Below are 22,952 nucleotides of genomic sequence, written 5' to 3'. Positions count from 1 at the left end.
TACATTTTATTTTGCACGGTCAAGTCTTGCTTCGTAGCGACCATTTTCGAAACCAGCAATATCTTTTTCAAAGTCAATATATTTCATTTGAATTCCCTTGTTTCTTTTCTATAGTTCTATTTTAACCTATAAATCATGAAAACGATTAATATCTTTAGAATAAATTGCTGCAATCATACCATTTTGCAAGCTAATCCTGAATTCATTACTATTAGGCAAAAATTCATTTGATGAAAAAACACGAGGATAGTTCCCAGAATAGTGCTTCAACTCATATCTTGCACCGATAATATTAAAATCTTCGATTGCTGTTAAAGCTGCAAAACCAATATAAGAGTAATTTTTTCTTTTTTCAACAACATGCGTGCCTGCATTAAAAAAGCAAATTAGATTTTGTTGGTCAATCAACGTTACTTTTTTCGCATATAATCTCATTTCAGGATTTAGCAACATTAATAGATTGATCAAAAAATGATCCAATCTTCCACCTGTAGCACCAAAAATCACTAATTCATCCACATGATAATCTTCAAAAGCAATCTGTAACATTAGCTCAGAATCAGTCCAATCCTTGACAGGATTAGAATAACGAATGTCTTGAACATTACTTTCTATTTGGCTTAAGTCATTTTCGTGTAAAGAATCAAAGTCACCTACTGCCACATCAGGTATTATTCCCAGTTCTTCTAAAAACAAGGCACCACGATCAACCCCAATAACTAAATCAGCTTGAGCCAGCTTTTCTTCAATATCTTCAGGCCACAATTCAGTTGGACCGCCCAACAATGCATATGCTTTCATTACTTAATAATCTTTTCTAATTTATGTACTTGACTGCCAACATCACCATTTTCATACAAGTATGAACCAACAACAAATATATTAGCGCCAGCATTTTCAGCTAATTTAATAGTCTGATCATTAATACCGCCGTCGACCTCAATATCAAAATCAGAGCCGACAATCTCTCTAACTGACTTAATTCGACTAACTGATTCAGGAAGAAAACTCTGTCCACCAAATCCCGGCTTGACCGTCATTACTAATACTTGTTTCAGTAATGGCAAATACGGTTCAACCACTTCAACTGGTGTATCTGGACTAATTGCCAAAGCAGCATCAACGCCATTAGAAGCTAAATAATCAAACCAATAATATAACTTAGGCTTGTCCATTGCTTCATAGTGTAGTTCGACCAAATCTGCTCCTGCACTAACAAAAGCTGGTACCAACTTATCTGGGGCATCACTCATTAAGTGAATTTCAGCATCTGTCATCGGAAATTCACGCTTGAAATCTTTGATTAGTTGCGGTCCAAAAGATAAATTAGGCACAAAATGTCCATCCATAATATCAATATGAAAACGGCTAATTCCGGCCTGGACTGCATTTTCAATATCATTTTTAAGATCAATATTATTTGCGTTCAAAATTGAGGGTGCAATCATCATCAGCTATTACCTCTATTTTAAATATTCCGGTATGCGACCTTCACTAATCTCAGTCCGCATAGCCAAATAATCTTCATATCTACTTGCCAGAATTTTTCCGGCTTCAAGTAACTTCTTTACTTCACAGCCTGGCTCCTGCAAATGCTGACATCCGCGGAACTTACAGTGAATACTTGCCTTTTTAAACTCAACAAAGTAATTACATAACTCATTCAACTTGATTGGTGTCAAATCAATTGACGAAAAACCTGGCGTATCTGCTAAAAAGCCCGCGCCTAACTTAAAAAGTTCGACCTTTCTAGTAGTATGTTTCCCACGATTCAAGCTAGTTGATATCGCACCAGTCGCTTGATTAGCATCTTTTTTTAAATGGTTAAGCAAAGTTGACTTACCAGCACCTGACTGTCCTGCTAAAGTCCAAATTTGATTTTTTTCAATCATTTTAGGAATCTGAATTTGCATTTCATGATAATCAGTGAAAACAAGATAACCTATTTTTTGATAATATGCTAAAGCTTGCTTGATTGTGTTTAACTTTGCTTCTGATAGCAAATCTGCTTTAGACAAGTAAATTGTTACACCAACTTTTTGCCAAGAAAAGAAAGTCAAAAAACGATCTAACAGCTCTACAGAAAAATCCGGTTCTACTGCAGAAATTACTAACAAAACATGACTTACATTAGCAACTGCTGGTCGCCCAATTCGATTAATCCGCGGCAAAATTTTCACCAGATAGCTCATTCCTTTATCATCTATCTGAATTTCCACATGATCGCCAACTGCTGGTTTTTGCTTTTTTTGACGAAAAACGCCGCGAGCACGCGTTCTCACGATACCCGCAGCGGTTTCTACATCATAATAACCAGCAATCAAACCAACGACGGTTCCTTGCGCTAGTTTCATTTATTTAGTCACCTTTTCATTCAAAACTGTATCGCCATTGCGCACAACCTTTAATTGTCCACTGCCTTCTCTAATGTTAAATGGAATCGAAAAACTCATATCATGCTTAATATACAAGTCACGATAAATATTGTTCAAGGAATGATCATCATCCTTAATATAGATCTGGACATGATCACCCTTGCCATTAACGGATTCTGACTCAGAGTCATTGCTTCCTTTATCATTATCAGGCTTCTCACTCTTAGAAAGATCATCACCAACATAGTTAACGGTAAAGGTCTTAGTTACAGTAGTTTCCTTGTCTTCCTTTGGACCTTTCGAGACCTTGATGGTAACAGTTGAACCACGCTCAACCTTAGTACCCGGACCTGGCTCCATCGAAATTACTAAGCCCTTCTCAACATCATCAGAATATTCTTGATTGATTTGTAAAGTCAGGCCATGTTCTTTGGCATAGTCTTGAGCACTCTTCAAAGAATAATTACTTAAGTCTTTCAAGGTAACCATATTTGAATGTGATCTAGCCTGCTTGCCACGTGAAACTATCAACGTAATTGTAGTCTGCGTCGGCTTAACCTCTACACCTGCAGCAATGCTTTGAGAAATAACTTGATTTTCGTCAACTTTATTAGAATATTGGTCCTCTCTAACTACATTAAAGCCCATATTTTCTAATTTTTCTGCCGCTTCGTCATAGTTCTTCCCAACCATATTAGGAACTTTAACCATGCTAGAACCGCTGGAAACAATTAAATCAACGCTCTTTCCCCGCTCTAGACTATTGCCTGCAGTTGGTTTTGTCGCAATAACCCGGCCTTTTTTTATATCATCTGACTGTCGCCTAATAATTTTTCCAACCTGTAAGCCTGCTGCTTCAAGTTTACTCTCAGCTGCTTTTTCTGCAATATTAGTTACATCAGGAATATTAACATCCTGTCGTTTATTTCCAGCACCACTTAAAGCGAAAATCATCATAAAAATGATTAAACCCGCGGCAATAATTGAGATCAGCCACCACCATTTGTGACTTTTGACATTCTGTAAAAAAGTCTTTTTCTTTACTGGCTTGCTTGATTCTACTGATTCGGTTTTTGCTGGCTCCACCACTTCTTTTTCTTCCTTTTGTGGCTTAAATCCAGGCAATACAATTGTTTTATCATCGTTATTACCATGATATGGTACAAAAACCGGTTCATCTGCCCGTTCAGGATCCAAGCTACTATCCAAATCTGCTTTCATTTCCTGAGCTGTAGCATATCTATCTCGTGGATCTTTCGCGGTTGCCTTTAAAACAACATTTTCCAGCGCCTGTGGTACACTTGAATCTTTCTTGCGAATTGAAGGAATTGGTTCTTGCGCATGCTTCAGTGCAATTGCCACTGGTGTATCACCGTTAAACGGAACAGTTCCTGTGATCAATTCATATAAAATTATTCCCAAGGAATAGATGTCAGATTGTTTAGTAACCATTCCGCCACGCGTTTGCTCAGGAGACATATAATGAACTGAACCCATTACTGAATTAGTTTGTGTAATCGAGCTTTGATTCAAAGCAACGGCAATTCCGAAATCAGCTATTTTAATATTGCCGCGCTTATCCATCAAAATATTCTGTGGTTTTAGATCACGATGAATAACATTGTGCTTATGAGCTAATGCAACTGCACTCAATATCTGATCCATAATTCGAATAATTTCATTTAAATCCAAAGGTGAATTTTTTTGAATATATTCTTTTAGATTAGGACCATCAACATACTCCATTACCATGTATGGCAAACCATGATCGGTACCTACATCAAGTACAGAAACAATATTAGGATGACTTAATTCACTTGTAGCTAATGCCTCTCTTTGAAAACGAGCTTGGGTTTGCGGTTCATTCTGCAAATCAAGGCGTAAAATTTTAACTGCCACCTTACGTTGCAGGATAATATCTTCCGCTAGATAGACATTGGCCATTCCGCCTTCACCTAAGGTATCGATGATGCGGTAACGTTCCCCAAGCAGATAACCTTTATCGATCACTGCTCTCGTCCTCCTTGTTCCAAATTAGGCAGACAGTAATATTATCACCACCACCTAATCGATTGGCCTCACTAATCAATTTATTACAACGTTCTCTTAAGCTAAGCTCCTTAGTTGCCAAAATTTGTTGGATTTGTGGATCGCTAAGTGAATTGGTTAGGCCATCAGTACAGAGCAAAATAATGTCGTTTTCCCCCATCTTGATCTCATCAAATTCAGGATCAATCGTACTTGAGACGCCTAATGCTTGCGTAATAATATTTTTCTGGGGATGGTGTTTAGCTTGTTCTTTAGTAATCTGACCCATCTTAACTAATTCGTTAACCAAAGAATGATCTTCAGTTAATTGGACAAATTTACCTTCAGAATAACTATAAGCCCGAGAATCACCTAAATGAGCAATTAAGGCATTTTTATCAAATGCAAACGCCAATACAATCGTTGTCCCCATTCCATTTAAGTCAGGAAACTTATCAGCAGTCTTTAAAATTGTTTCATTTTCAGAATTTAATTGCACATCAAGCCATTTATGAGCAAGATTAGCATCTGCAAAGTCAGTCATACTAAAATTATGTCCTAAATGGGTGACTGCCATTGTTGAAGCAACGTCACCACCTTGATGGCCGCCCATACCATCACAGACAATTGCTAAGACAATTCCCTTTTGATTTTTAAAAACTTTTACAAAATCTTGATTGCTTTTCCGTACCTTACCAATACTCGAAGCGTATGCTGTTTCAATCAAAAATCTAACCTCGTAACTTAAATTTAGCAATGAAAAATCCATCATTGCCATCTAGATCAGGCATTATTTTCAACATCCCTGTCTTTGATTCAAGTTTAGTTAACTTAAATGGAACTAGTTCAAAGTCAGGATGTGCTTGCAAAAACTTCTTAACTACCTCTTCATTTTCTTCCATTGAAATTGAGCAAGTTGAATAAACCAACTCGCCATTCTTTTTTAAGAGTGAACTTACTGCAGTTAAGATTGCCAATTGAATTTTTTGTAAATTTTGTAAGTCCTGTTGTCTCTTAGTATAGCGAATTTCAGGCTTACGACGCAATAATCCAAGCCCAGAACAAGGGGCATCGACTAAAATTTTGGTAAATTCACCCGCCGCAAAAATCTCTGTAGCCTTACGTGCATCACATGCCTTAGTCTTTACCTTATTTGCAACGTGCATTCTCTGGGCATTATCTCGTACTAAACGTAATTTTTTATCATGAATATCTAAGGCAGTCACATCACCATTAACAATGCTTTCGGCAATTTGCACGGTTTTCCCACCGGGAGCAGAACAAGCATCAAGCACATGCTCATCTTGTTCAAAGTCAAAAGCTTCTACGACTAAACTGGCAGCTTCATCTTGAATTGTTAACTTGCCTTCTTCAAACAAATCACTTTCGCTAATGCCACCGTGACTCAAAATCACATCATCGCTTGATAACTTAGACCATTGTGGTTGATAGTTATCCCGCTCTAACTGGGCAAAAACTTGCTCTTTATCTGCCAACTTTGAAATACGTACACTGTTTTTAGCTGGCTCATTAATACTGTTTAAAACTGATTTTGCCTTGTCTAGGCCCCAGTTATCAATTAAATATTGAACTAACCATTCAGGTACGCTTTCTTTGACACTTAAATATTTAACTGGATTATTTTCAGCTGGTAAAATCACCCCGCGCCTAGTAAACGAACGCAAAATTCCATTTACCAACCGAAAGCCAGCTGAATGTCGCTTGCCATATTGCTTAGCAAGTTTATTAGCCTCATCAAGTACAGCACGATCAGGCACTTTATCCAAAAAAATCAACTGGTAAAGTGACATTAACAATAATGGCTTAATATATTTTTCGGTCAGTTTTGTCCTAACTAAGCCTTTTAACTGATATTCTAAAAACAATCGATACTGAATCGTGCCATAAACAATATTAGTAGCTAAATTTTGGTCTGCAATTGACAAGTTAGAGTGCTTTAAGCTGTTATTCAAACTAATATTAGAATAGGAGCCTTGATCTAAGACCTTGATCAATGTCTCTAAGCTGACTGCACGTGCACTCTTATCGATCGACAATTTCTTCACCTGGGACAAACTTACTACCTTGACCATTTAAAAAGCTCTTGATGTCCATTCTCTTTTTGCCACTTGGTTGAACTTCAAGTAAGTTAAGTACTGAATTATCAGCAAAACTAATGGCAAAACGTCCTTTGTTAGCAACAACAGAGCCGGCATTTAAACTTGATGAATCAGATGCAACTTCTGCCTTCCAGATCTTGAAACGTTTGCCTTCAATCATCAAATAAGCACCAGGATCTGGATTCAAAGCACGAATCATATCGTTGGCCTCTTCTGCTGTCATATCAACATTAAGTTTTTCTTGTTCTTTAGTGATGTTAGGTGAAAAGACGACCTTTTCTGGATCCTGTGGAACTTTTTTAATTGAGCCATCAATAATTGCTGGTAAAGTCTTAAGCAATAAGTCCCGCCCAACAATTGATAATTTACTAAATAAAGTGCCAGCGTTATCATCAGGCTCAATCTTAATTGCTTCTTGAGCATAAATATCACCGGCATCCATCTTCTTAACCATTTCCATAATGGTAATTCCAGTTTCTTTATCACCGTTAATTAGTGAATATTGAATTGGTGCACCGCCACGGTATTTAGGTAAAAGTGAGCCGTGAACATTAACTGCTGCAATTTTAACCGAATTCAAAAACTTAGTTGGTAAAAATTGCCCATATGCTGCAGTTACAATCAAATCTGCATGCATATCAATTAATTTCTGCATTTCGTCTGATCCAGACAACTTAACCGGTTGAAAGATTGGCAAATCATGCTTTTCTGCTGCGATCTTGGCTGGTGACTTAGTAATTTTCTGCTTACGTCCTACCTTTTTATCAGGTTGAGTGACCACGGCTTTAATCTCATAGCCTTCATCAATTAACCCTTCAAGTACTGGAACTGAAAATTCCGGTGTTCCCATAAATATTATTGATGTCATTAAAGCATCCCCTTACATAATTCTCTCTGGTTCATTATCAATAAAAATACTTAAACCATATTTCTTAGCTTCCTGTGCGGAATCTTGAACATGGTGTAATAATTCATTTAAATTTGGTTCTTTTTTATATTTTACCAGTATTTGATAATAATATTGATTTTTTACACGAGAAATTGCACTTGGCGTTGGTCCCAAAATAATCGTTGGCTCATGCAAGTGCTCATTCAAATACCTCTTAATCCTAAAAGCCTCACGAGCTGCATTCTGTTCTTTTTTAGCAGCAATGGAAATCAGCACGGTATAAAAATATGGTGGATAGTTACCAGCATGCCGCATATTCATCTCATAGCCATAAAATCGTTCGTAGTCCTGAGTTTGAGCTAGTTGAATAGCATAATGCTCTGGATTATAAGTTTGAATTAAGACTTCTCCTTCCTTATCAGCACGACCTGCACGGCCAGCTACTTGAGTTAATAATTCAAAAGTCTTTTCAGAAGCATTATAGTCAGAAAGCCATAATCCTGTATCGGCATTGATTACTCCAACTAAAGTTACATTAGGGAAATCTAATCCTTTAGCAATCATTTGCGTACCTAACAAAATATCAGCTTCATGAGCACCAAAGGCATCTAGAATTTTCTTATAGCTACCCTTTCTTCTAGTTGTATCAACGTCCATCCGCAAGATTCGTGCACCAGGCAGAAGCTCTTCTAATTCTTCTTGTACCTTCTGTGTACCTGCACCTAAAAAACGAATTTGCGAGCTTGGGCAATTAGGACAACGTGTGGGCACTGGCTCAGTATGACCACAATAGTGACATTGCATACTGTTAGTATCCTTATGCAAATTTAAAGAAACATCACAATTAGGACATTTTAATACAAAACCACATTCACGGCAAAGCATAAAATTAGCAAAACCACGTCGATTGAGCATTAAAATAACCTGCTCTTTTTTTGCCAAACGCTTTTTTATTGCATCTACTAGCTCAACAGATAAATCAAATTGACCACCAGCAAACTGCACGTGCTTTAGATCAATCAAATTAACTTTAGGCAATTTCTTTTGATTAGCCCTTTCAGTTAACCGTAAAAGATGATAGACATTTTTTTGGGCGCGTGCACGGCTACCCAACGATGGTGTTGCACTTCCTAAAACCAACGGACAATTGTGAAATTTACTACGCCAAATAGCCACATCACGTGCATTATAACGTGGATCGGTTTCTTGCTTATATGAAGACTCATGTTCCTCATCGATCACGATTAAACCAATATTATCTAGTGGAGCAAAAACTGCACTCCGAGCGCCAACGACCACCTTAGTCTCGCCACGACGAATTCGGCGCCACTCATCATATTTTTCTCCCTCAGATAGGGCACTATGTAAAACGGCTACCTCTTGACCAAAACGTGCCTTAACCTGACGAACCATTTGCGGCGTCAAGGAAATTTCTGGCACCAGCATTAATGCATTTCGCCCCTGTTTAAGAGCCTTGCTAATAGCGTGTAAATACACTTCAGTCTTCCCGCTACCAGTAATCCCTTCCAACAAAAAAGTCTCAGCCTGGCGCTGTTCAATTGCTTGGGTGATCTGGTTCAAAGCACCTTGCTGCTCACCATTTAAGGTAACCGCTGTTTTATGTTCTCCGTCATCAAATCCGGATAGCGGATCGCGATAAACTTCAACACTTTTTTTATTCAACCAACCTTTGGTAATCGCAGAATTCAAACTCGCCACCGTCAATCCAAGCTGTTTTTCTAGCTGGCTTTGGCTTTTGGGATAATCCGCTGCATTATCAATGATATCCATCAATAACTTTTTTTGCTTTACCGCATTTTGACGTAAAGTATTGTAAATTTTGGGATATTCCTCTTTTTTTAATGCTAGTTCATATTGATTTTCTTTTTTCTTCTTGGCTCGATTTTCTACCACATACTCAATCTTTGCTTGATCATCTTGCAATAATTTGCGGAATTGCTTAATCTCCGCCAGATCCGTAATTTTATTTAAATCAATTGGATCACCCTGAAACAGCGGCATTTTGGCAGCTCTATCATTAGCTGGCACTAGCAATTTGCGATAATTTGCTCGCATTACCCAAGGTAGCATCGCTTGTAAAATTTTAATTCTGTAAGAAAAAATATTTTTTGCTAAATCAGCAGATAACTTTACCAACTCTGGCGTAAGCGGTGGCATCTCATCTACCACAACTAGCAAATCCTTAAGTTTACCTTTAAATTCACTTTGATCAGTGATCCCCACCACAAAACCTTGCACTTTACGAGGACCAAACGGAACAACTACTCTTGATCCAATCGCAATATCCTTTTCTAATTCTGTTGGAATATGATATTCAAAAATACGGTCTGTTTGCCGTGCAGCTACATCAACAATAACCTGAGCAATCATTTAATCACCTGTAAAAAAGACCTTCACCCCAAAGGATGAAGGTCAATAAATTAATCTTCGAGGTTAACCTCGGCATGAGCTGGGTCAACAGTAACTTTACCAGCAGCAATTTCTTCAAGTGCCTTACCAACAGCCTTATCACACTTAAAATGTTCCAAAGTTGGTGGATCACCAGCTTCAAGTTCATGTGCTCTCTTAGCGGCAAGAACAGATAATGAATAGCGTGAATCAACACGTGACAATAATTTATCAATTGATGGGTAAGTAATTCTCATAATAATTAATCCTCCTTGACCATCTTACGATAGTCATCAATTACACGTTTAACACTGACATGTTCTGCATCGACGATCGCTTTAATATGATCAACTGCATTAGCTACTGTATCATTAACTACTGCATAATCATAGTCTTCCATCTCCAAAATTTCATTGCGCGCTTGCTTAATTCGACCACGAATTACATCTTCTGACTCGGTGCCACGGTGTTCCAAACGCAAATGTAACGTATGTAGATCTGGTGGGGTTAAAAAGATAAACACGCCATCGGGCATCTTTTCACGTACTTTTTGTGCCCCATTAACATCAATCTCAAGTAAAACATCTTTGCCATCATGAAGCATCTTCTTCACTGGTGCAAGAGGTGTACCATAATAGTGACCGACATATTTATTATATTCTAACAACTCACCATTTTTAATAGCCTCTTGAAAGCGATCTTCACTAACAAAAAAATAATCTTGGCCATTAACCTCACCTGGTCGCGGTTGACGCGTAGTCATTGAAACTGAATATTCAAATGGAAAGACTTTGTTTTCAACAATCGCGCTTTTAACAGTTCCTTTACCAACGCCGGAAGGACCAGAAAGCACAAGTAATAAACCTTTATCTGCCATGCTGAACTCCTCTTAACTTGTAATATATCTAGTTTGCACTAAAATTGTTTCTTTTTCAAGTTTTCTCTTTGCATACAAAAAAACAGACAAAATCGTCTGCTCCTTTACTAAATTATTTTCTCGAATGTCTCACACACTACTTCAGTTTCATCTGTGAACTCTCGTCCCAGTTCTTGACATTCGCGCGCAAAAAATTTCTCGTGTACTTTACGCCAAGATTCATATGAGCGATCGCCCTCGCCTTCTAAATAGGCATGCTCAGCTGAGACATTTTTAAATGGCATAATCTCAACAGTCTTATTTTGAATCACACAAACTGGTTCATTTCGTCCATTTAAAACAATTGCGTACATCCCTACAACCGGTACATCTTCTTGCGCAGAATACAGGCTAGTCGTTGCCGTCTTAATTCCACTTTTGACCAAATCACTAAGAATATCTGCATCCCGGCTATTAGCTCCAAAAGCAAAAGCACCTTCTAATGCTGTAGGACTTACTTGATGTTCTACACAAAAATCACGCCAAAATTTACTAATACTAGTCATCTTTAATACTCTTAATCAAATCTGCAGCATTCTTCTTTGCTGCATCGGTTACATCTTGTCCAGCCATCATCTGTGCAATCGCTGTAATGGTTTCTTCCTTGCTAAGTGGGCCTATTTGAGTAAAGGTTGAACCATCTTTTACTTGCTTAGCTACCAAGTAGCGTTGATCACCCGCGGCAGCCACTTGCGGTGAGTGCGTAATTGCAATTACCTGCTTGTTGCGACCGATTGAGTGCATCTTTTTCCCGATAGCAGCCGATACTCGGCCAGAAACTCCCGTATCAATTTCGTCAAAAATCATGGTACCCACTGGTTCAACTCGGCTGAAGATTGCCTTCAAAGCTAAGATCAATCTTGATTGTTCACCACCAGAAACAATTTTAACTAATGGCATTAAATCTTCACCTGGATTAGGTGCAATTAAGAAAACAATCGCATCAGTTCCCTTATCGGTAAATGTCTTTGTTTCATCAAAATTAATAGAAAAGCGAGCTTTTTCCATGTAGAGATCAGCTAACTCTTGCTTAATCTGCTCTTCCAGAGAATGAACCACTTTTTCGCGTATTAAATGCAGATCTCTAGCTTCTTGGGTCATTCTTTCTTCAATCTTGGCAACTTCTGCTTGCAATTTTTCCTCATCAAGGCCGCCTGTTTCAAATTGACTGAGTTCTTTTTGTACTTTTTGATAAAAAGCAAACACATCAGCCAAGGTTGGGCCATACTTCTTTTTCAATGAATTCAAGGTATCCAAGCGGTTAGTCACGTATTGAAAACGTTCCTCATCGAAGTCCATTGCATCCATTAAGTTCGATAATTCACTGCGGGCGTCATTTAAAGCATAAACTCCATCATCAACTGTCTTAGCAAAATCCTTAAATTTTGAACCAAATTCAGTTAAATCAGTCGCAGCATTTTGCGCATCTCCAAGTAAAGTTGCAATACCATGCTCATCATCATCGTACAATTGCATGAAATAATTGGCAGTATCCGCAATTTTTTGATAATTATTCAGCTCATTATATTCTTCTTCAAGCTTTTCATCCTCTTGTGGATCCTCTAGATCAGCTGCTTCAAGTTCTTTATTTTGAAATTGCAAAATATCCTGTTTTTGTGCCAATTCTTGAGCATCTTGACGCAAATGTCGCAATTGACTAGTCAACTTTTGCCATTCAGTAAAATCTTTCTGATAAGTTGTTAAATCCGTCTTAAAAGAATCTGGGGCATAGTTATCCACCAAATCAATCTGACGATCTTGGTCCATTAAAATTTGCTGATCATGCTGGCCGTGAATATCGACTAAATAGTTACCTATTTCGCGTAAAACATTAATTGTAGTTAGTTGACCATTAATGCGAACTACATTTCTGCCTTTTACTGCTAATTCACGACTAATTACTAATTGATCATCATCATGGGGCAATCCATATTGATCACATAATTCCGCAATTTTCTCTTTTTGATTATCCAATTCAAACAAGCCGGTAATAATTGACTTGGGCTCACCTGAACGAATCATTTCTTTTTGACCACGACCACCCATTAATAGTGAAACCGCATCAATAATAATTGACTTACCCGCACCAGTTTCACCGATGATCACTGTCATTTTTTCTTGAAAACGAACTTTTAAGCTTTTTATAATTGCAAAGTTTTTGATATCCAGCTCAACTAGCATAATTTCACTCCTATAGGCCACTTATGGCACGTTCAACCACTTCAGCTGGACTGCCTTGCCATAAGTTGCGTCCACCATTTGCTTCATCTTTTTGCAAATAGATCAAAAATTCAATGTTTCCTTTGCCACCTTTAATTGGTGAATAATCAACGCCTAGGACATTAAAGCCTGTCTCTAATGCCTTACGCATTGTATGCTCGATTACCGCTTTATGTACTTCATGGTCATGAACAATACCGTGCTTGCCTACATTTTCAGGACCAGCTTCAAACTGTGGCTTAATCAAACAAACTGCATCACATTGATCTTTCAAAATCGCGTACATTGGTGGCATAATCAAGTCCAACGAAATAAAGGATACATCAGTCATGGCAAAATCTGGCAAACCTTGGTCAAAATCTTCTGGTTTAGAATAGCGGAAATTTTGCTTTTCCATCACAACCACACGTGGATCGTCCCGCAACTGCCAAGCTAACTGGTTATAACCAACATCCAAAGCGTAAACCATCTTAGCACCATTTTGCAAAGCAACATCGGTAAATCCACCGGTTGATGCACCAATATCCAAACAAATTTTATCTGTCAAATCAATGTTAAAAACCTTCAATGCTTTTTCCAGTTTAAAGCCACCACGGGAAACATACTTCTTGCCATCATCTTTAACATAGAACTTCTCGCCTTCAGGAAACTTAGTTCCACTTTTGTCAATGCGTTGATGATTATGATCAGAAACTAGCCCTGCCATAATCGCTCTTTGTGCAGCTGAGCGGGAGTGAAAAAGGCCTTGTTCTGCTAATAAAATATCTGCTCTTTGTTTTGTCATTTATAACACCTTTTGATAAAGATCTAAAAAGCCAGTTAGCACTTCGCCATTTAGTCCATGCAAATCATCTTGTGCTTGCTTAATTAAGTCAGTTAGTTCTTTGCGACTTTGATCAATTCCTAACAAAGTTAAAGTATTATTCTTTCCTTCAGCTTCATCCTTGTGCGTAGCTTTACCAGCTTCTTCGCTAGTCTCAACCACATCAACCAAGTCATCATAAATTTGGTATGATCGGCCAAAAACTTTAGCAAAGTCAATCAATTTTACTTTTTCAATGTTACTAGCTTTTGCAAAAATAGCAGCCATTTCGACACTAGCTTGAATTAAGCATCCTGTTTTTAGCCATTCCATCTTGTTAATGAATTTAGCGTCTCCAGAAACACTAGCATTATTGGTTGAATCAATATCCAAATATTGTCCACCAACCATTCCGTTTGGACCCACTGCCTTAGTAATTAATTCTACCAATTGAGCTGAATTACTACCTTCAGCAATCCATTGAATTCCCATTGGCAAGAGCGCATCCCCGGCCAAAATAGCCTCGGCTTCACCCCATTTTTTATGACTGGTCAACTTGCCACGACGGTAATCATCATTATCCATAGCAGGCAAATCATCATGAATCAGTGAATAAGTGTGAATCAATTCAATTCCACAGGCAATTCGAACTTCAGGTTCCTCAATTTTTTTACCTAATGTGTTAAGTGTTGCTAAAAACAATAATGGACGCAAGCGTTTGCCACCAGCCATCACTGAATAAGCCATAATCTGGCTAATTTTCTGATCTTTCACTTCACTAGCCAAATGCTTAGCTAAATAATCATCAATTATTGGTGTCCATTGATCTTTAAAATAAGTGAATGCTGTCATAATTATTCCTCTGGTGCTGATGCATTATTTGGATCCAGCTTGTGTTCTGTCCCATCGCTATCAATTAACTTAGCTACAGTTTCTTCTGCACTATTGAGTTTCTTTTCCAAATCACGACTAATCTTTACGCCTTCTTGAAATTCCTTCAAGGCATCTTCCAAAGGGACATTACCATTTTCCAAATTTTGTACAATTTGTTCCAAACTAGTTAACTGTTCTTCAAAATTATTTTTCTTTACTGCCATTTTGTTCTTCCTTTATCTTTGTAACTACCGCATCAACTTGTCCATCTTTAAAATGCAATAACAAACGATCATCCTTTTGCACTTGTTTAACAGAACTGATTGTTTCACCATGCTCATTAGTTGAATAAACAAAGCCACGCTCTAATGTCTTCAAGGGACTGTAATCATCTAACTGTTGCATTACTTGAGTAAAAACATTGCGCTTATTCTTTAAATAATGCTGCATATTATCAATCATCCGCTGCTGCAAAAATTGTTTTTGCTGCTGCAGCTGATTAATTTTTTTATCAGGACTGACACTAAATAAACGCTGTTTTAATAATTGATAACTTTGTGCAGAATGCGTTACGCGATTTTGCATACTATTTTGCAAACGTTGTTTTAATTGATCAACCTGCTGAATTTGTTGGTCATATAACCTAGTTGGTTCTCGCATGATAACAGAATTTTGCACCCGGCTTAAACGATCACGCTTTGACCGAATAATATTTTGCATACTAGCAACTAATTGACTAGTTAATTGCTTAATATGAGCAAGTTCATCCAGCGTATTTGGCGTAGCATATTCAGCCGCCGCAGTCGGAGTCGCCGCACGTGCGTCGGCAACCAAATCACATAAAGTAGTGTCTGTTTCATGACCTACCGAAGAAATTACCGGCATTGGCATAGCATAGACTTGACGCACAACTTTTTCCTCATTAAATGGCCACAAATCTTCTAGTGAACCACCACCACGGCCAATAATCATTACGTCATACTTGTCACCTTGTGCTGCAATTTGCTGCATCGCCCTTATCAAAGAATCTGCCGCAGTATCACCTTGTACTTGTGCAGGATACAGGTCAATTTCTGCATGTGGGAATCGCCGATTAGCAGTAACCATGATGTCATGAATAACGGCCCCAGAAGCACTAGTAACTACTGCAATTCGATCAGGAAAATGGGGTAATGGCTTTTTATGAGCAGGATCAAATAATCCTTCTTTAGCTAATTTGGCTTGTAATTGCTTCAATTGCTCATATAATGCTCCAAGACCTGCTGGTTCCATCTGCTCAGCATAAAACTGATACGAGCCCTGTGGTCCATAAACGCTAACATAGCCAACCACATAGACTTTCATTCCCTCTTCTGGCTTAAATTTCACCTTTTCAAAGAACGAATGGAACATTACTACATTAATCTTCGATTTTTCATCTTTTAACGAAAAATACTGGTGCGAATTACGGCGATAGCGAAAATTAGATAGCTCGCCTTGTAAGAAGACTTTGTGCAAATATGGGTCATTCTTAAATTTTTGCGTAATATAATAATTTAAATCAGTAACCGTTAAATATTTATTCTCGGCCATTTTGTCTCCTAGTCAATTTAACTACTGCTTCCATTAAAAATTGTACTGTAAGTGGGCCTACCCCACCAGGAACGGGAGTAATGTAGCTAGCCTTTTCTTTTACATTGTCAAAATCAACATCACCAACTAATTTACCATTAACATGATTCATGCCCACATCAACAACAACTGCTCCATCTTTAACCATATCAGCAGTGATCAAAAATGCTTGTCCAGTAGCAGATACAACTATATCAGCTTTTTTTGTGATTTCCCCTAAATTCTGAGTATGTGAGTGACAAATAGTAACAGTTGCATTTTGCTCAAGCATTAGAGCTGCAAGTGGTTTACCTACAATATTACTGCGCCCAACAACCACAACATTTTTGCCATCAAGCTTAATTTGATAGTGCTTTAATAGAGCAATAATTCCCTCAGCTGTAGCTGGTTCAATAAAATGATCTTCCATCCACAAACGACCAATGTTAGCTGGCGTTAACCCATCAACATCTTTATTAGGATCTATTCTCTCTAGTAACTCATCTGCATCAATTTGCTTTGGAGCTGGTAACTGTACCATTACTCCATTAATCGTCGGATCGGCATTTAATTTATCAATCAAAGCCAATGCTTCTGCTTGCTCAGTATCAGCAGGCATTTGATAAATATCTTGAATGATGCCCATTTTTTTAGCACGCCGTTTTTTAGTACGGACATAGATCTTGCTAGCAGGATCATCCCCAATATTTATTACGCAAAAATGTGGCGTTATTCCTTTTTCTTTTAAATTCTTAACCTTTTCTTTAAGATTTTGTCCCAATTCATTTGCAAATGCTTTACCATCAAGAATTTCTCCCATTAATTTTGTCTCCTTTATAAAAAAATAACCGGCAAAACTGCCGGCTATTCATCGCTATTTAACAAAGTTTGCTAACATCCCATTAATAAATGGTTTCTCTTTAGGCTCAGCAAATTCGTCACATAAATTTAAAGCTTCGTTAACTGCTGGCTTAGCATCAATCTCATCACTATGATTGATTTCAAACAAAGCGACTTCCATGATAGCTACCACAGTTTGACTTACACGTTCAAGACGCCAGCCCTTTTTCAAATGACTAGTTAGTTCAGACTGTAAATTTTTGCGATCTTCTAGTACGCCTTCGATTAACTTCTTAGAATAGGCAGAAAGCTGTTTTAAATTAAGCGTTGCAACGACTTTTGCTTCAACTTCTTCGGCAGTTAAATCTGGCTCCTGATTAGCCAAATAAACGGCTTGCATAGCAACTTTTCGACTTTCGTGTTGGTTCATTATTTTTCTTCTTCGTCCTCCGGAAACAGCTCTGATGTAGTCTGGTCAGTATTTTCATCTTCTGGGAAAACTAAACCGACAACATGAACGTTGATTGCCTTCAGCTCAAGATCAGTCATTTGCAATAATTGTGCCTTCAACTTCTTTTGCAACGTCATTGCAACCTTAGGAACGTTAACGCCGCTTTCAAGATAAACATAAATATCAGCAATTAGCTTATCATCGTCATCAACACTAATATTTACGCCCTTACCATGATCTTCACGACCGAAAACCCAGTTTAAGCCTGATTTCAAACTGCCGCGCATTCCGGCAACACCATCAACTTTTTCTGCAGCAATACCCAAAATAACTTCTAGAACACTTGGATCAATTTTAATTTGTTCGCTGTTTTCTTCACCACTTAAAAGAATTTTTGAACTATCTGCCATTTTGTTACCTCAAATAAACTACTTATTTGCACGTGATACGTAAGTACCATCAGCAGTGTTAATAGTTAAAACGTCACCTTCGTTAATGAAGAATGGTACGTTAACTACTAAACCAGTTTCCATAGTAGCTGGCTTACCACCACCTGATGAAGTATCACCCTTGATGTTAGGTTCAGTCTTAGCAACCTTCAAATCAACCGTGTTAGGCAATTGGATACCTAAAGTTTCACCTTCGTGCATAACTACGTTAACAATCATGTTTTCCAATAAGTAATTAGCTTCATCGCCAATTTGTTCATTTGGAATTGCTAATTGATCGTAAGTAGAAGTATCCATGAATACATAACTTGAGCCATCATTGTACAAGTATTGCATTGACTTAGTTTGAATGTCTGCAGTTTCAACCTTAGCAGTTGAACGGAAAGTATATTCTTGTACAGCACCAGTTCTCAAACTCTTAAGCTTTGAACGTACAAAGGCACTACCCTTACCTGGTTTTACGTGTTGGAATTCAACAATGCGCCATAAATCGTTGTTGTATTGAATAGTCAAGCCATTCTTGAATTCGTTTACTGAAATCATTGTCATATTAAGTCCCTCATTTCTACAATTATTATCTTACCAATCTTGAAGCGTTTTTACCATAAATACGATAAATTAAATAGCTATTATAGGGAAATCAATTCATCCTTTGGCAAAGTGGATAAAGTTTCAGGCGTTTGATCATGGACCAAAATATCGTCTTCGATTCTAACACCGCCCTTGTCTGGCAAGTAGATTCCTGGTTCTACGGTATGAACCATATTATTGACCAATTTAGTAGTTCTAAAAGGTAAAGCTGGTTGACACAATTCGTGAATTTCAAGACCAATGCCATGACCGATACCGTGTCCAAAATACTGACCGTAACCTTGTTCTGTAATATAATCACGTGCTGCTTTATCAACATCATATCCAGTATTACCTGCAACTGCCGCGGCAATGCCACGGCGTTGTGCTTTATGTACAATATCATAGATTTTATGCATTTCAGCATCAACTTCACCTAATGAAACAGTTCTAGTAATATCTGCCGCATAACCGTGATAAAAACTACCAAAGTCAATGACAATCATATCGCCTTCGGCTAATTCTTTGTCACTAGCAACGCCATGAGCCCAGGCCGAACGCACACCGGAAGCTACAATTGTATCGAAATCAGGGCCATCGCCGCCATTAACTTTAAATAGGTAGTCCAATTTAGCACCAATTGCACGTTCTTTAACGCCAGGCTTAATCATCGGCAAAATACCTTTAAAGCTTTCCATTGAAATATCAATTGCTTTGCGCAATGCCGCAATTTCAAGATCATCTTTAATATTACGTACTCGTTCAACCAATTCTTCAACCATCACAAATTCAAGTTCTGGATTTAGTTGCTTAAGTTTTTCATATTCACTCGCTGAAACGAATTCACCTTCAACTAAGACCCTCTTGACGTCCATTTTTTTCAAGGCCTTAGTAAGTTCTTCATAATCACTAGAATGTTTCATTACAACATCCATTTCGCCAGGTGCTTGTGCTTTAATCTGTCCAGCAAAACGAGAATCTGATAAAAGTACCCGTTCGCCACTAGCAGTCAAAATTAATTGTGCTTCTTCCCCTGTAAAATTGGTTAGATATCGATAATTAGCTTGATTAAAAATAATCAATGCATCTGCATTTGCTTCTTTAATTAAATCAGTTACATGCTCAATTCGCTGGTTAATTAAGGATAATAATTCTTGCCTATTTTCCATCTCAGAGACCCTCTTTTTGTATGATATTGGTTTAATTACGCGTGGTGCTAGTTAAATCGTTTTAGTTAATAAAAAAGTCCAATTAGACTAGACTCAAGTTGTAAGTAATTTAAATAGAAAAGAGTCTGATCTAAATGAACTATCTCAAGCTTAAGCGTTTTTCTCACCATTTACAAGTTAGTTTTAATCGGTTAAATGTGATTTGTCGCTCGCTGTATAAGCTTTATGCGCCTGATGGACTTAAACATCGTAAAAATGTTGATCAGACCAAGCTTCCTAATAGTTCTATCTTAGCGATGCTCATTTGGCAAACTGAAATTGGAATTGAATCTCAACGAAGATTCTGTAAATTCTTCGTTGGCTTATCTCATTCTCGTTTTAACCGTCGAGCTCGAATGCTCTTGCCTCTAATTCGTTGTATCCGTCAGGCTTGGAATCAAGAAGTAAAGACAGCTGGAGAATTTTTGATTATTGATAGTTTCCCAGCCTGTTCGCAATTATCGTGTCAAGATCTTTCGGGGCGTAGCTGATATTGGTTATAAAGCAACCAAGAAAGTCTATTATTATGGCTTCAAGGTCCACGCAATAGTAAGCGATGATGGCTATCTGCTTGACTATGCAGTTACTAAAGCGTCAGTACATGATGCCAAAGAGACAGTAGAATTGATGATCAATGCTCATCCAGCCAACCATTATCTTTTAGGAGATGAAGGTTATTTAGGCAAAAATCTAGCTACTAATCTAAAGCGCATGGGATATGTGCTTTGGACGCCATATCGTAAAAATATGCAAGGAGCTAGAAGGCATAATGATCATCAATTGATGGCAATTAGAAGAAGCATTGAAAGCGACTTTTCTTTGCTTAGTTATTACAACGCTGAGAATAATCGAGCAAGAAGTCCAGTAGGCTTTCAACAGCGGCTAGAAATAGCTATTTTAGCTTATAATATGGCATATTGTCTAGAACGATTTAAAATTGAAGTGCAACACTAAGTGTTAAACAAAAAGGCCATGAAGACCTAAACTTGAAGTGACGAAAAATCAAGAAAGGAAGATCTTCATGACCAATTCAAATTCTAGCATTTCTAAGCACTATCATCAATTAACCAGCGTACAACGTGGACAAATTCAAGCAATGCTGGATTCCGGCATAACTTCCCGTACTGTTATCGCTCAAGAAGTCGGCTGCCATAAGTCGACAATCAGTCGCGAAATCAAACGCGGAAGCGTCCTGCAAAGAGACAGCAGCTATTTATTGTATGAGCACTATTACGCTGATACTGCACAGCTTTATTATGAGAAGCGTCGCAAAAACTGCTATCAGCGCAATCCATTGAAGCATTATGCTGTCTTTTTGAGAATGCTCTCCAGACGCTTCAAAGCTAAATTTGATGCCACCAGCATCGATGAATTCGTTGGTGAATTCAAAAGGACTATGCCAGGCTACCCTTGTCCCAGCACACCAACTGTCTATCGCTATATTGATCAGGGCTTGCTGGACATAAGCAATATTGATCTGCCTATGAAGCTCAAAAGACGCAGGAACAAGCGTCATCACGGCCAGAGCGGTCATGCTTTGCACAAGAAGAATCTTGGCAATTCCATTGAACAGCGTCCTAAAGAGATTGAAGACAGAAAAACGCCGCTGCACTGGGAAGGAGATCTGGTTAAAGGCGTCAGACGCAAGAATCAGCCTGCTTTAATGACTTTGACCGAAAGAACCACACGCTTTGAAGTAGTTATCAAGATTCCTGACTATCGGGCAAGCACATGCCAAAGGCTGCTTCAAAATGAGATTGACAGACATCCTGCCTGGTTTAAATCGATCACGTTTGACAATGGCTCTGAGTTTGCGGATATGACCAAGATCAAAGGCTGCCAGATCTACTTCGCCCACCCATATTCTCCATGGGAAAGAGGCACCAATGAGAACTGCAATGGACTTCTGCGTCAATTCTTCCCTAAAGGCAAAAGCATGAAAGATAAGTCAGCTGCTTATGTTCAACAGGCAACTGATGCCATTAACCGCAAACATCGTCGAATCCTTCAATATCACACAGCAGAAGAACTCTTCAAGCAATATATTTCCTCATAGCCTAACTGTTGCACTTAATTTGACAATTCAGGCACCGTAATAAATTACTGGAATTCCGCGTTGCAAATACATCAACATCGCCAAGCTCTTAGCCTGAGTCTGTGTTCTAGCTACGCGTGTAGCCAAACGGGCCATATCATGATTATTCCAATAAAGAGTAGGCTGCGATACGCCTGCTAATGTTTGTTGCCAAACCACTTGATTTTGTTTAAAGGCCGTCAAGTCTAACTTTTTAGGCTGATATTGCTTTGAAAAACGCTGATCACAATTAGAATCATCATCGGTAAAGTACCGGAAGGTAATTACACTATCCATTAGGTGATTACGCTTAGTCGTGTAATCAACAGCTAGATTGACACTAGCACTTGCAGCTTCACCTAATAAAAGCGTATCTGGATAATCCTGCTTAATCTGCTCACAGAAAGGCCGCATCCATTCCTGCACCTGTGGTAAGTTAGCGAAAAATGGTTCCGCAACAATTGGCTTGTTCACGTCCCCATCTCCAGTTGGATAATTTTGTCGCAAATCTGCCTTGCCAATATGGATAAAAGCGTCTAAACGCAAACCATCAATCCCTTTTTTCAGCCAATACTCTGCCACTTCCAACATAGCATGTCGAACTTCGGGATTTTTCCAATTCAAATCAGGCATCCGTTTATCAAACAAGTGAAAGTAAGATTGACCTGTGCCTGCTGGATCTGGCTCCCATACACTGCCACCAAAGAATGAACCCCAGTTATTAGGTCGCTTGCCATCATGACCAGCGAAAATATAGTAGTCTCGATAAAGGCTATCGGGGTTCTTGATGGCATCTTGGAACCAAGGATGTTGATCAGATGTATGATTCAAGACAAAATCCATGATGAGGTGAATTCCTGCTCGATGTAGATCCTTGATTAAGTTCTCCATATCTTCCATTGTTCCCATGTGTGGATCGATTGCGAAGTAGTTTGAAACGTCGTAGCCATTGTCCACCTGTGGTGAAACAAACACCGGATTTAGCCAAACAGCGTTAACTCCTAGATTTTTCAAATAAGGGATGCGTTTGCGAATACCATTAAGGTCACCAACGCCATCGCCATTGCTATCTTGAAAAGACTTAGGATAAATTTGATATATAATTGCGTGATCGTACCAATGTGCCATAATTAATTTC

General features: G+C 38.3%; 22 protein-coding genes and 2 pseudogenes. 2 read left to right on the top strand and 22 right to left on the bottom strand.

Translation table 11 applies throughout. From position 1 onward, the window contains the following. Positions 1 to 126: 126 nt before the first annotated feature. The 21 genes from J6L97_RS04135 to J6L97_RS04035 form a co-directional block, all read right to left on the bottom strand. Entirely contained in the window at positions 127 to 801 is a 675-nt protein-coding gene (locus tag J6L97_RS04135; RefSeq protein WP_005726270.1) for a thiamine diphosphokinase, read from the bottom strand. Beyond that, positions 801 to 1,451, bottom strand: coding sequence for a ribulose-phosphate 3-epimerase (gene rpe / locus J6L97_RS04130; protein WP_005719376.1), 651 nt, complete (start codon positions 1,449 to 1,451; stop codon positions 801 to 803). Before rpe ends, J6L97_RS04135 begins: the two co-directional genes overlap by 1 nt. A 12-nt stretch (positions 1,452 to 1,463) precedes the next feature. Continuing rightward, positions 1,464 to 2,354 (bottom strand): ribosome small subunit-dependent GTPase A, encoded by an 891-nt coding sequence (gene rsgA / locus J6L97_RS04125; protein ID WP_057726640.1) that lies wholly within the window; start codon positions 2,352 to 2,354, stop codon positions 1,464 to 1,466. After that, positions 2,355 to 4,385, bottom strand: coding sequence for a Stk1 family PASTA domain-containing Ser/Thr kinase (pknB, locus tag J6L97_RS04120; RefSeq protein ID WP_057726641.1), 2,031 nt, complete (start codon positions 4,383 to 4,385; stop codon positions 2,355 to 2,357). Further along, positions 4,375 to 5,130, bottom strand: a complete 756-nt coding sequence (locus J6L97_RS04115) for a Stp1/IreP family PP2C-type Ser/Thr phosphatase (protein ID WP_005723144.1) — start codon at positions 5,128 to 5,130, stop codon at positions 4,375 to 4,377. The genes pknB and J6L97_RS04115 overlap by 11 nt, the downstream gene beginning before the upstream one ends. 4 nt (positions 5,131 to 5,134) lie before the next feature. Continuing rightward, complete coding sequence (gene rsmB / locus J6L97_RS04110; protein ID WP_005721985.1) at positions 5,135 to 6,496, bottom strand: 16S rRNA (cytosine(967)-C(5))-methyltransferase RsmB; 1,362 nt, start codon at positions 6,494 to 6,496, stop codon at positions 5,135 to 5,137. After that, a complete protein-coding gene (fmt, locus tag J6L97_RS04105) occupies positions 6,447 to 7,391 on the bottom strand; it encodes a methionyl-tRNA formyltransferase (protein ID WP_057726642.1) in 945 nt (314 codons plus the stop codon). Before fmt ends, rsmB begins: the two co-directional genes overlap by 50 nt. Positions 7,392 to 7,403: 12 nt before the next feature. Beyond that, on the bottom strand, positions 7,404 to 9,803 hold the full coding sequence (gene priA, locus J6L97_RS04100; RefSeq protein ID WP_057726643.1) for a primosomal protein N': 2,400 nt from the start codon (positions 9,801 to 9,803) through the stop codon (positions 7,404 to 7,406). Positions 9,804 to 9,853: 50 nt separating this feature from the next. Further along, on the bottom strand, positions 9,854 to 10,078 hold the full coding sequence (rpoZ, locus tag J6L97_RS04095; protein WP_003547927.1) for a DNA-directed RNA polymerase subunit omega: 225 nt from the start codon (positions 10,076 to 10,078) through the stop codon (positions 9,854 to 9,856). Positions 10,079 to 10,083: 5 nt separating this feature from the next. Then, positions 10,084 to 10,698, bottom strand: a complete 615-nt coding sequence (gmk, locus tag J6L97_RS04090) for a guanylate kinase (RefSeq protein WP_005719389.1) — start codon at positions 10,696 to 10,698, stop codon at positions 10,084 to 10,086. Between the two features lie 107 nt (positions 10,699 to 10,805). After that, complete coding sequence (locus J6L97_RS04085; RefSeq protein ID WP_005719391.1) at positions 10,806 to 11,243, bottom strand: ASCH domain-containing protein; 438 nt, start codon at positions 11,241 to 11,243, stop codon at positions 10,806 to 10,808. Then, positions 11,236 to 12,918: a DNA repair protein RecN gene (gene recN, locus J6L97_RS04080; RefSeq protein WP_057726644.1), complete on the bottom strand. Its 1,683-nt coding sequence runs from the start codon at positions 12,916 to 12,918 to the stop codon at positions 11,236 to 11,238. The genes J6L97_RS04085 and recN overlap by 8 nt, the downstream gene beginning before the upstream one ends. 10 nt (positions 12,919 to 12,928) lie before the next feature. Further along, entirely contained in the window at positions 12,929 to 13,741 is an 813-nt protein-coding gene (locus J6L97_RS04075; RefSeq protein ID WP_005719393.1) for a TlyA family RNA methyltransferase, read from the bottom strand. Further along, positions 13,742 to 14,611 carry a polyprenyl synthetase family protein gene (locus J6L97_RS04070; protein WP_057726645.1) on the bottom strand — a complete coding sequence of 290 codons (870 nt, stop codon included), beginning with the start codon at positions 14,609 to 14,611 and terminating at the stop codon, positions 13,742 to 13,744. It abuts the gene before it with no gap. Positions 14,612 to 14,613: 2 nt separating this feature from the next. Then, the gene (locus J6L97_RS04065) at positions 14,614 to 14,856 is read right to left on the bottom strand and encodes an exodeoxyribonuclease VII small subunit (RefSeq protein WP_005719397.1); all 243 of its coding nucleotides are present in this window, start codon (positions 14,854 to 14,856) and stop codon (positions 14,614 to 14,616) included. Further along, entirely contained in the window at positions 14,837 to 16,204 is a 1,368-nt protein-coding gene (gene xseA, locus J6L97_RS04060; protein ID WP_057726646.1) for an exodeoxyribonuclease VII large subunit, read from the bottom strand. The genes J6L97_RS04065 and xseA overlap by 20 nt, the downstream gene beginning before the upstream one ends. Beyond that, positions 16,191 to 17,042 (bottom strand): bifunctional methylenetetrahydrofolate dehydrogenase/methenyltetrahydrofolate cyclohydrolase, encoded by an 852-nt coding sequence (locus tag J6L97_RS04055; RefSeq protein ID WP_057726647.1) that lies wholly within the window; start codon positions 17,040 to 17,042, stop codon positions 16,191 to 16,193. Before J6L97_RS04055 ends, xseA begins: the two co-directional genes overlap by 14 nt. A gap of 54 nt (positions 17,043 to 17,096) precedes the next feature. Then, entirely contained in the window at positions 17,097 to 17,492 is a 396-nt protein-coding gene (nusB, locus tag J6L97_RS04050) for a transcription antitermination factor NusB (RefSeq protein WP_054832803.1), read from the bottom strand. Continuing rightward, complete coding sequence (locus J6L97_RS04045) at positions 17,492 to 17,923, bottom strand: Asp23/Gls24 family envelope stress response protein (protein WP_054832802.1); 432 nt, start codon at positions 17,921 to 17,923, stop codon at positions 17,492 to 17,494. Before J6L97_RS04045 ends, nusB begins: the two co-directional genes overlap by 1 nt. 18 nt (positions 17,924 to 17,941) lie before the next feature. After that, positions 17,942 to 18,511: an elongation factor P gene (efp, locus tag J6L97_RS04040; protein WP_005719407.1), complete on the bottom strand. Its 570-nt coding sequence runs from the start codon at positions 18,509 to 18,511 to the stop codon at positions 17,942 to 17,944. A gap of 80 nt (positions 18,512 to 18,591) precedes the next feature. After that, a complete protein-coding gene (locus tag J6L97_RS04035) occupies positions 18,592 to 19,701 on the bottom strand; it encodes a M24 family metallopeptidase (protein ID WP_057726648.1) in 1,110 nt (369 codons plus the stop codon). A 134-nt stretch (positions 19,702 to 19,835) separates the two neighbouring features. Here J6L97_RS04035 and J6L97_RS04030 point away from each other — a divergent pair. Both J6L97_RS04030 and J6L97_RS04025 read left to right on the top strand, forming a co-directional pair. Then, positions 19,836 to 20,694, top strand: a pseudogene (locus J6L97_RS04030) (IS982 family transposase). A gap of 67 nt (positions 20,695 to 20,761) precedes the next feature. Continuing rightward, positions 20,762 to 21,796, top strand: a complete 1,035-nt coding sequence (locus J6L97_RS04025) for an IS30 family transposase (RefSeq protein ID WP_123811765.1) — start codon at positions 20,762 to 20,764, stop codon at positions 21,794 to 21,796. A gap of 33 nt (positions 21,797 to 21,829) precedes the next feature. On the opposite strand, the pseudogene J6L97_RS04020 reads toward J6L97_RS04025, so the two are convergent. Continuing rightward, a pseudogene (locus tag J6L97_RS04020) lies at positions 21,830 to 22,942 on the bottom strand (alpha-amylase family glycosyl hydrolase); the annotation flags it as partial. Between the last annotated feature and the right edge of the window lie 10 nt (positions 22,943 to 22,952).

The organism is Lactobacillus crispatus, from assembly GCF_018987235.1.
Taxonomy (GTDB): domain Bacteria; phylum Bacillota; class Bacilli; order Lactobacillales; family Lactobacillaceae; genus Lactobacillus; species Lactobacillus crispatus.
Note: the sequence above shows the minus strand (reverse complement) of the source record. Positions and strands in the feature narration are given on the sequence as shown.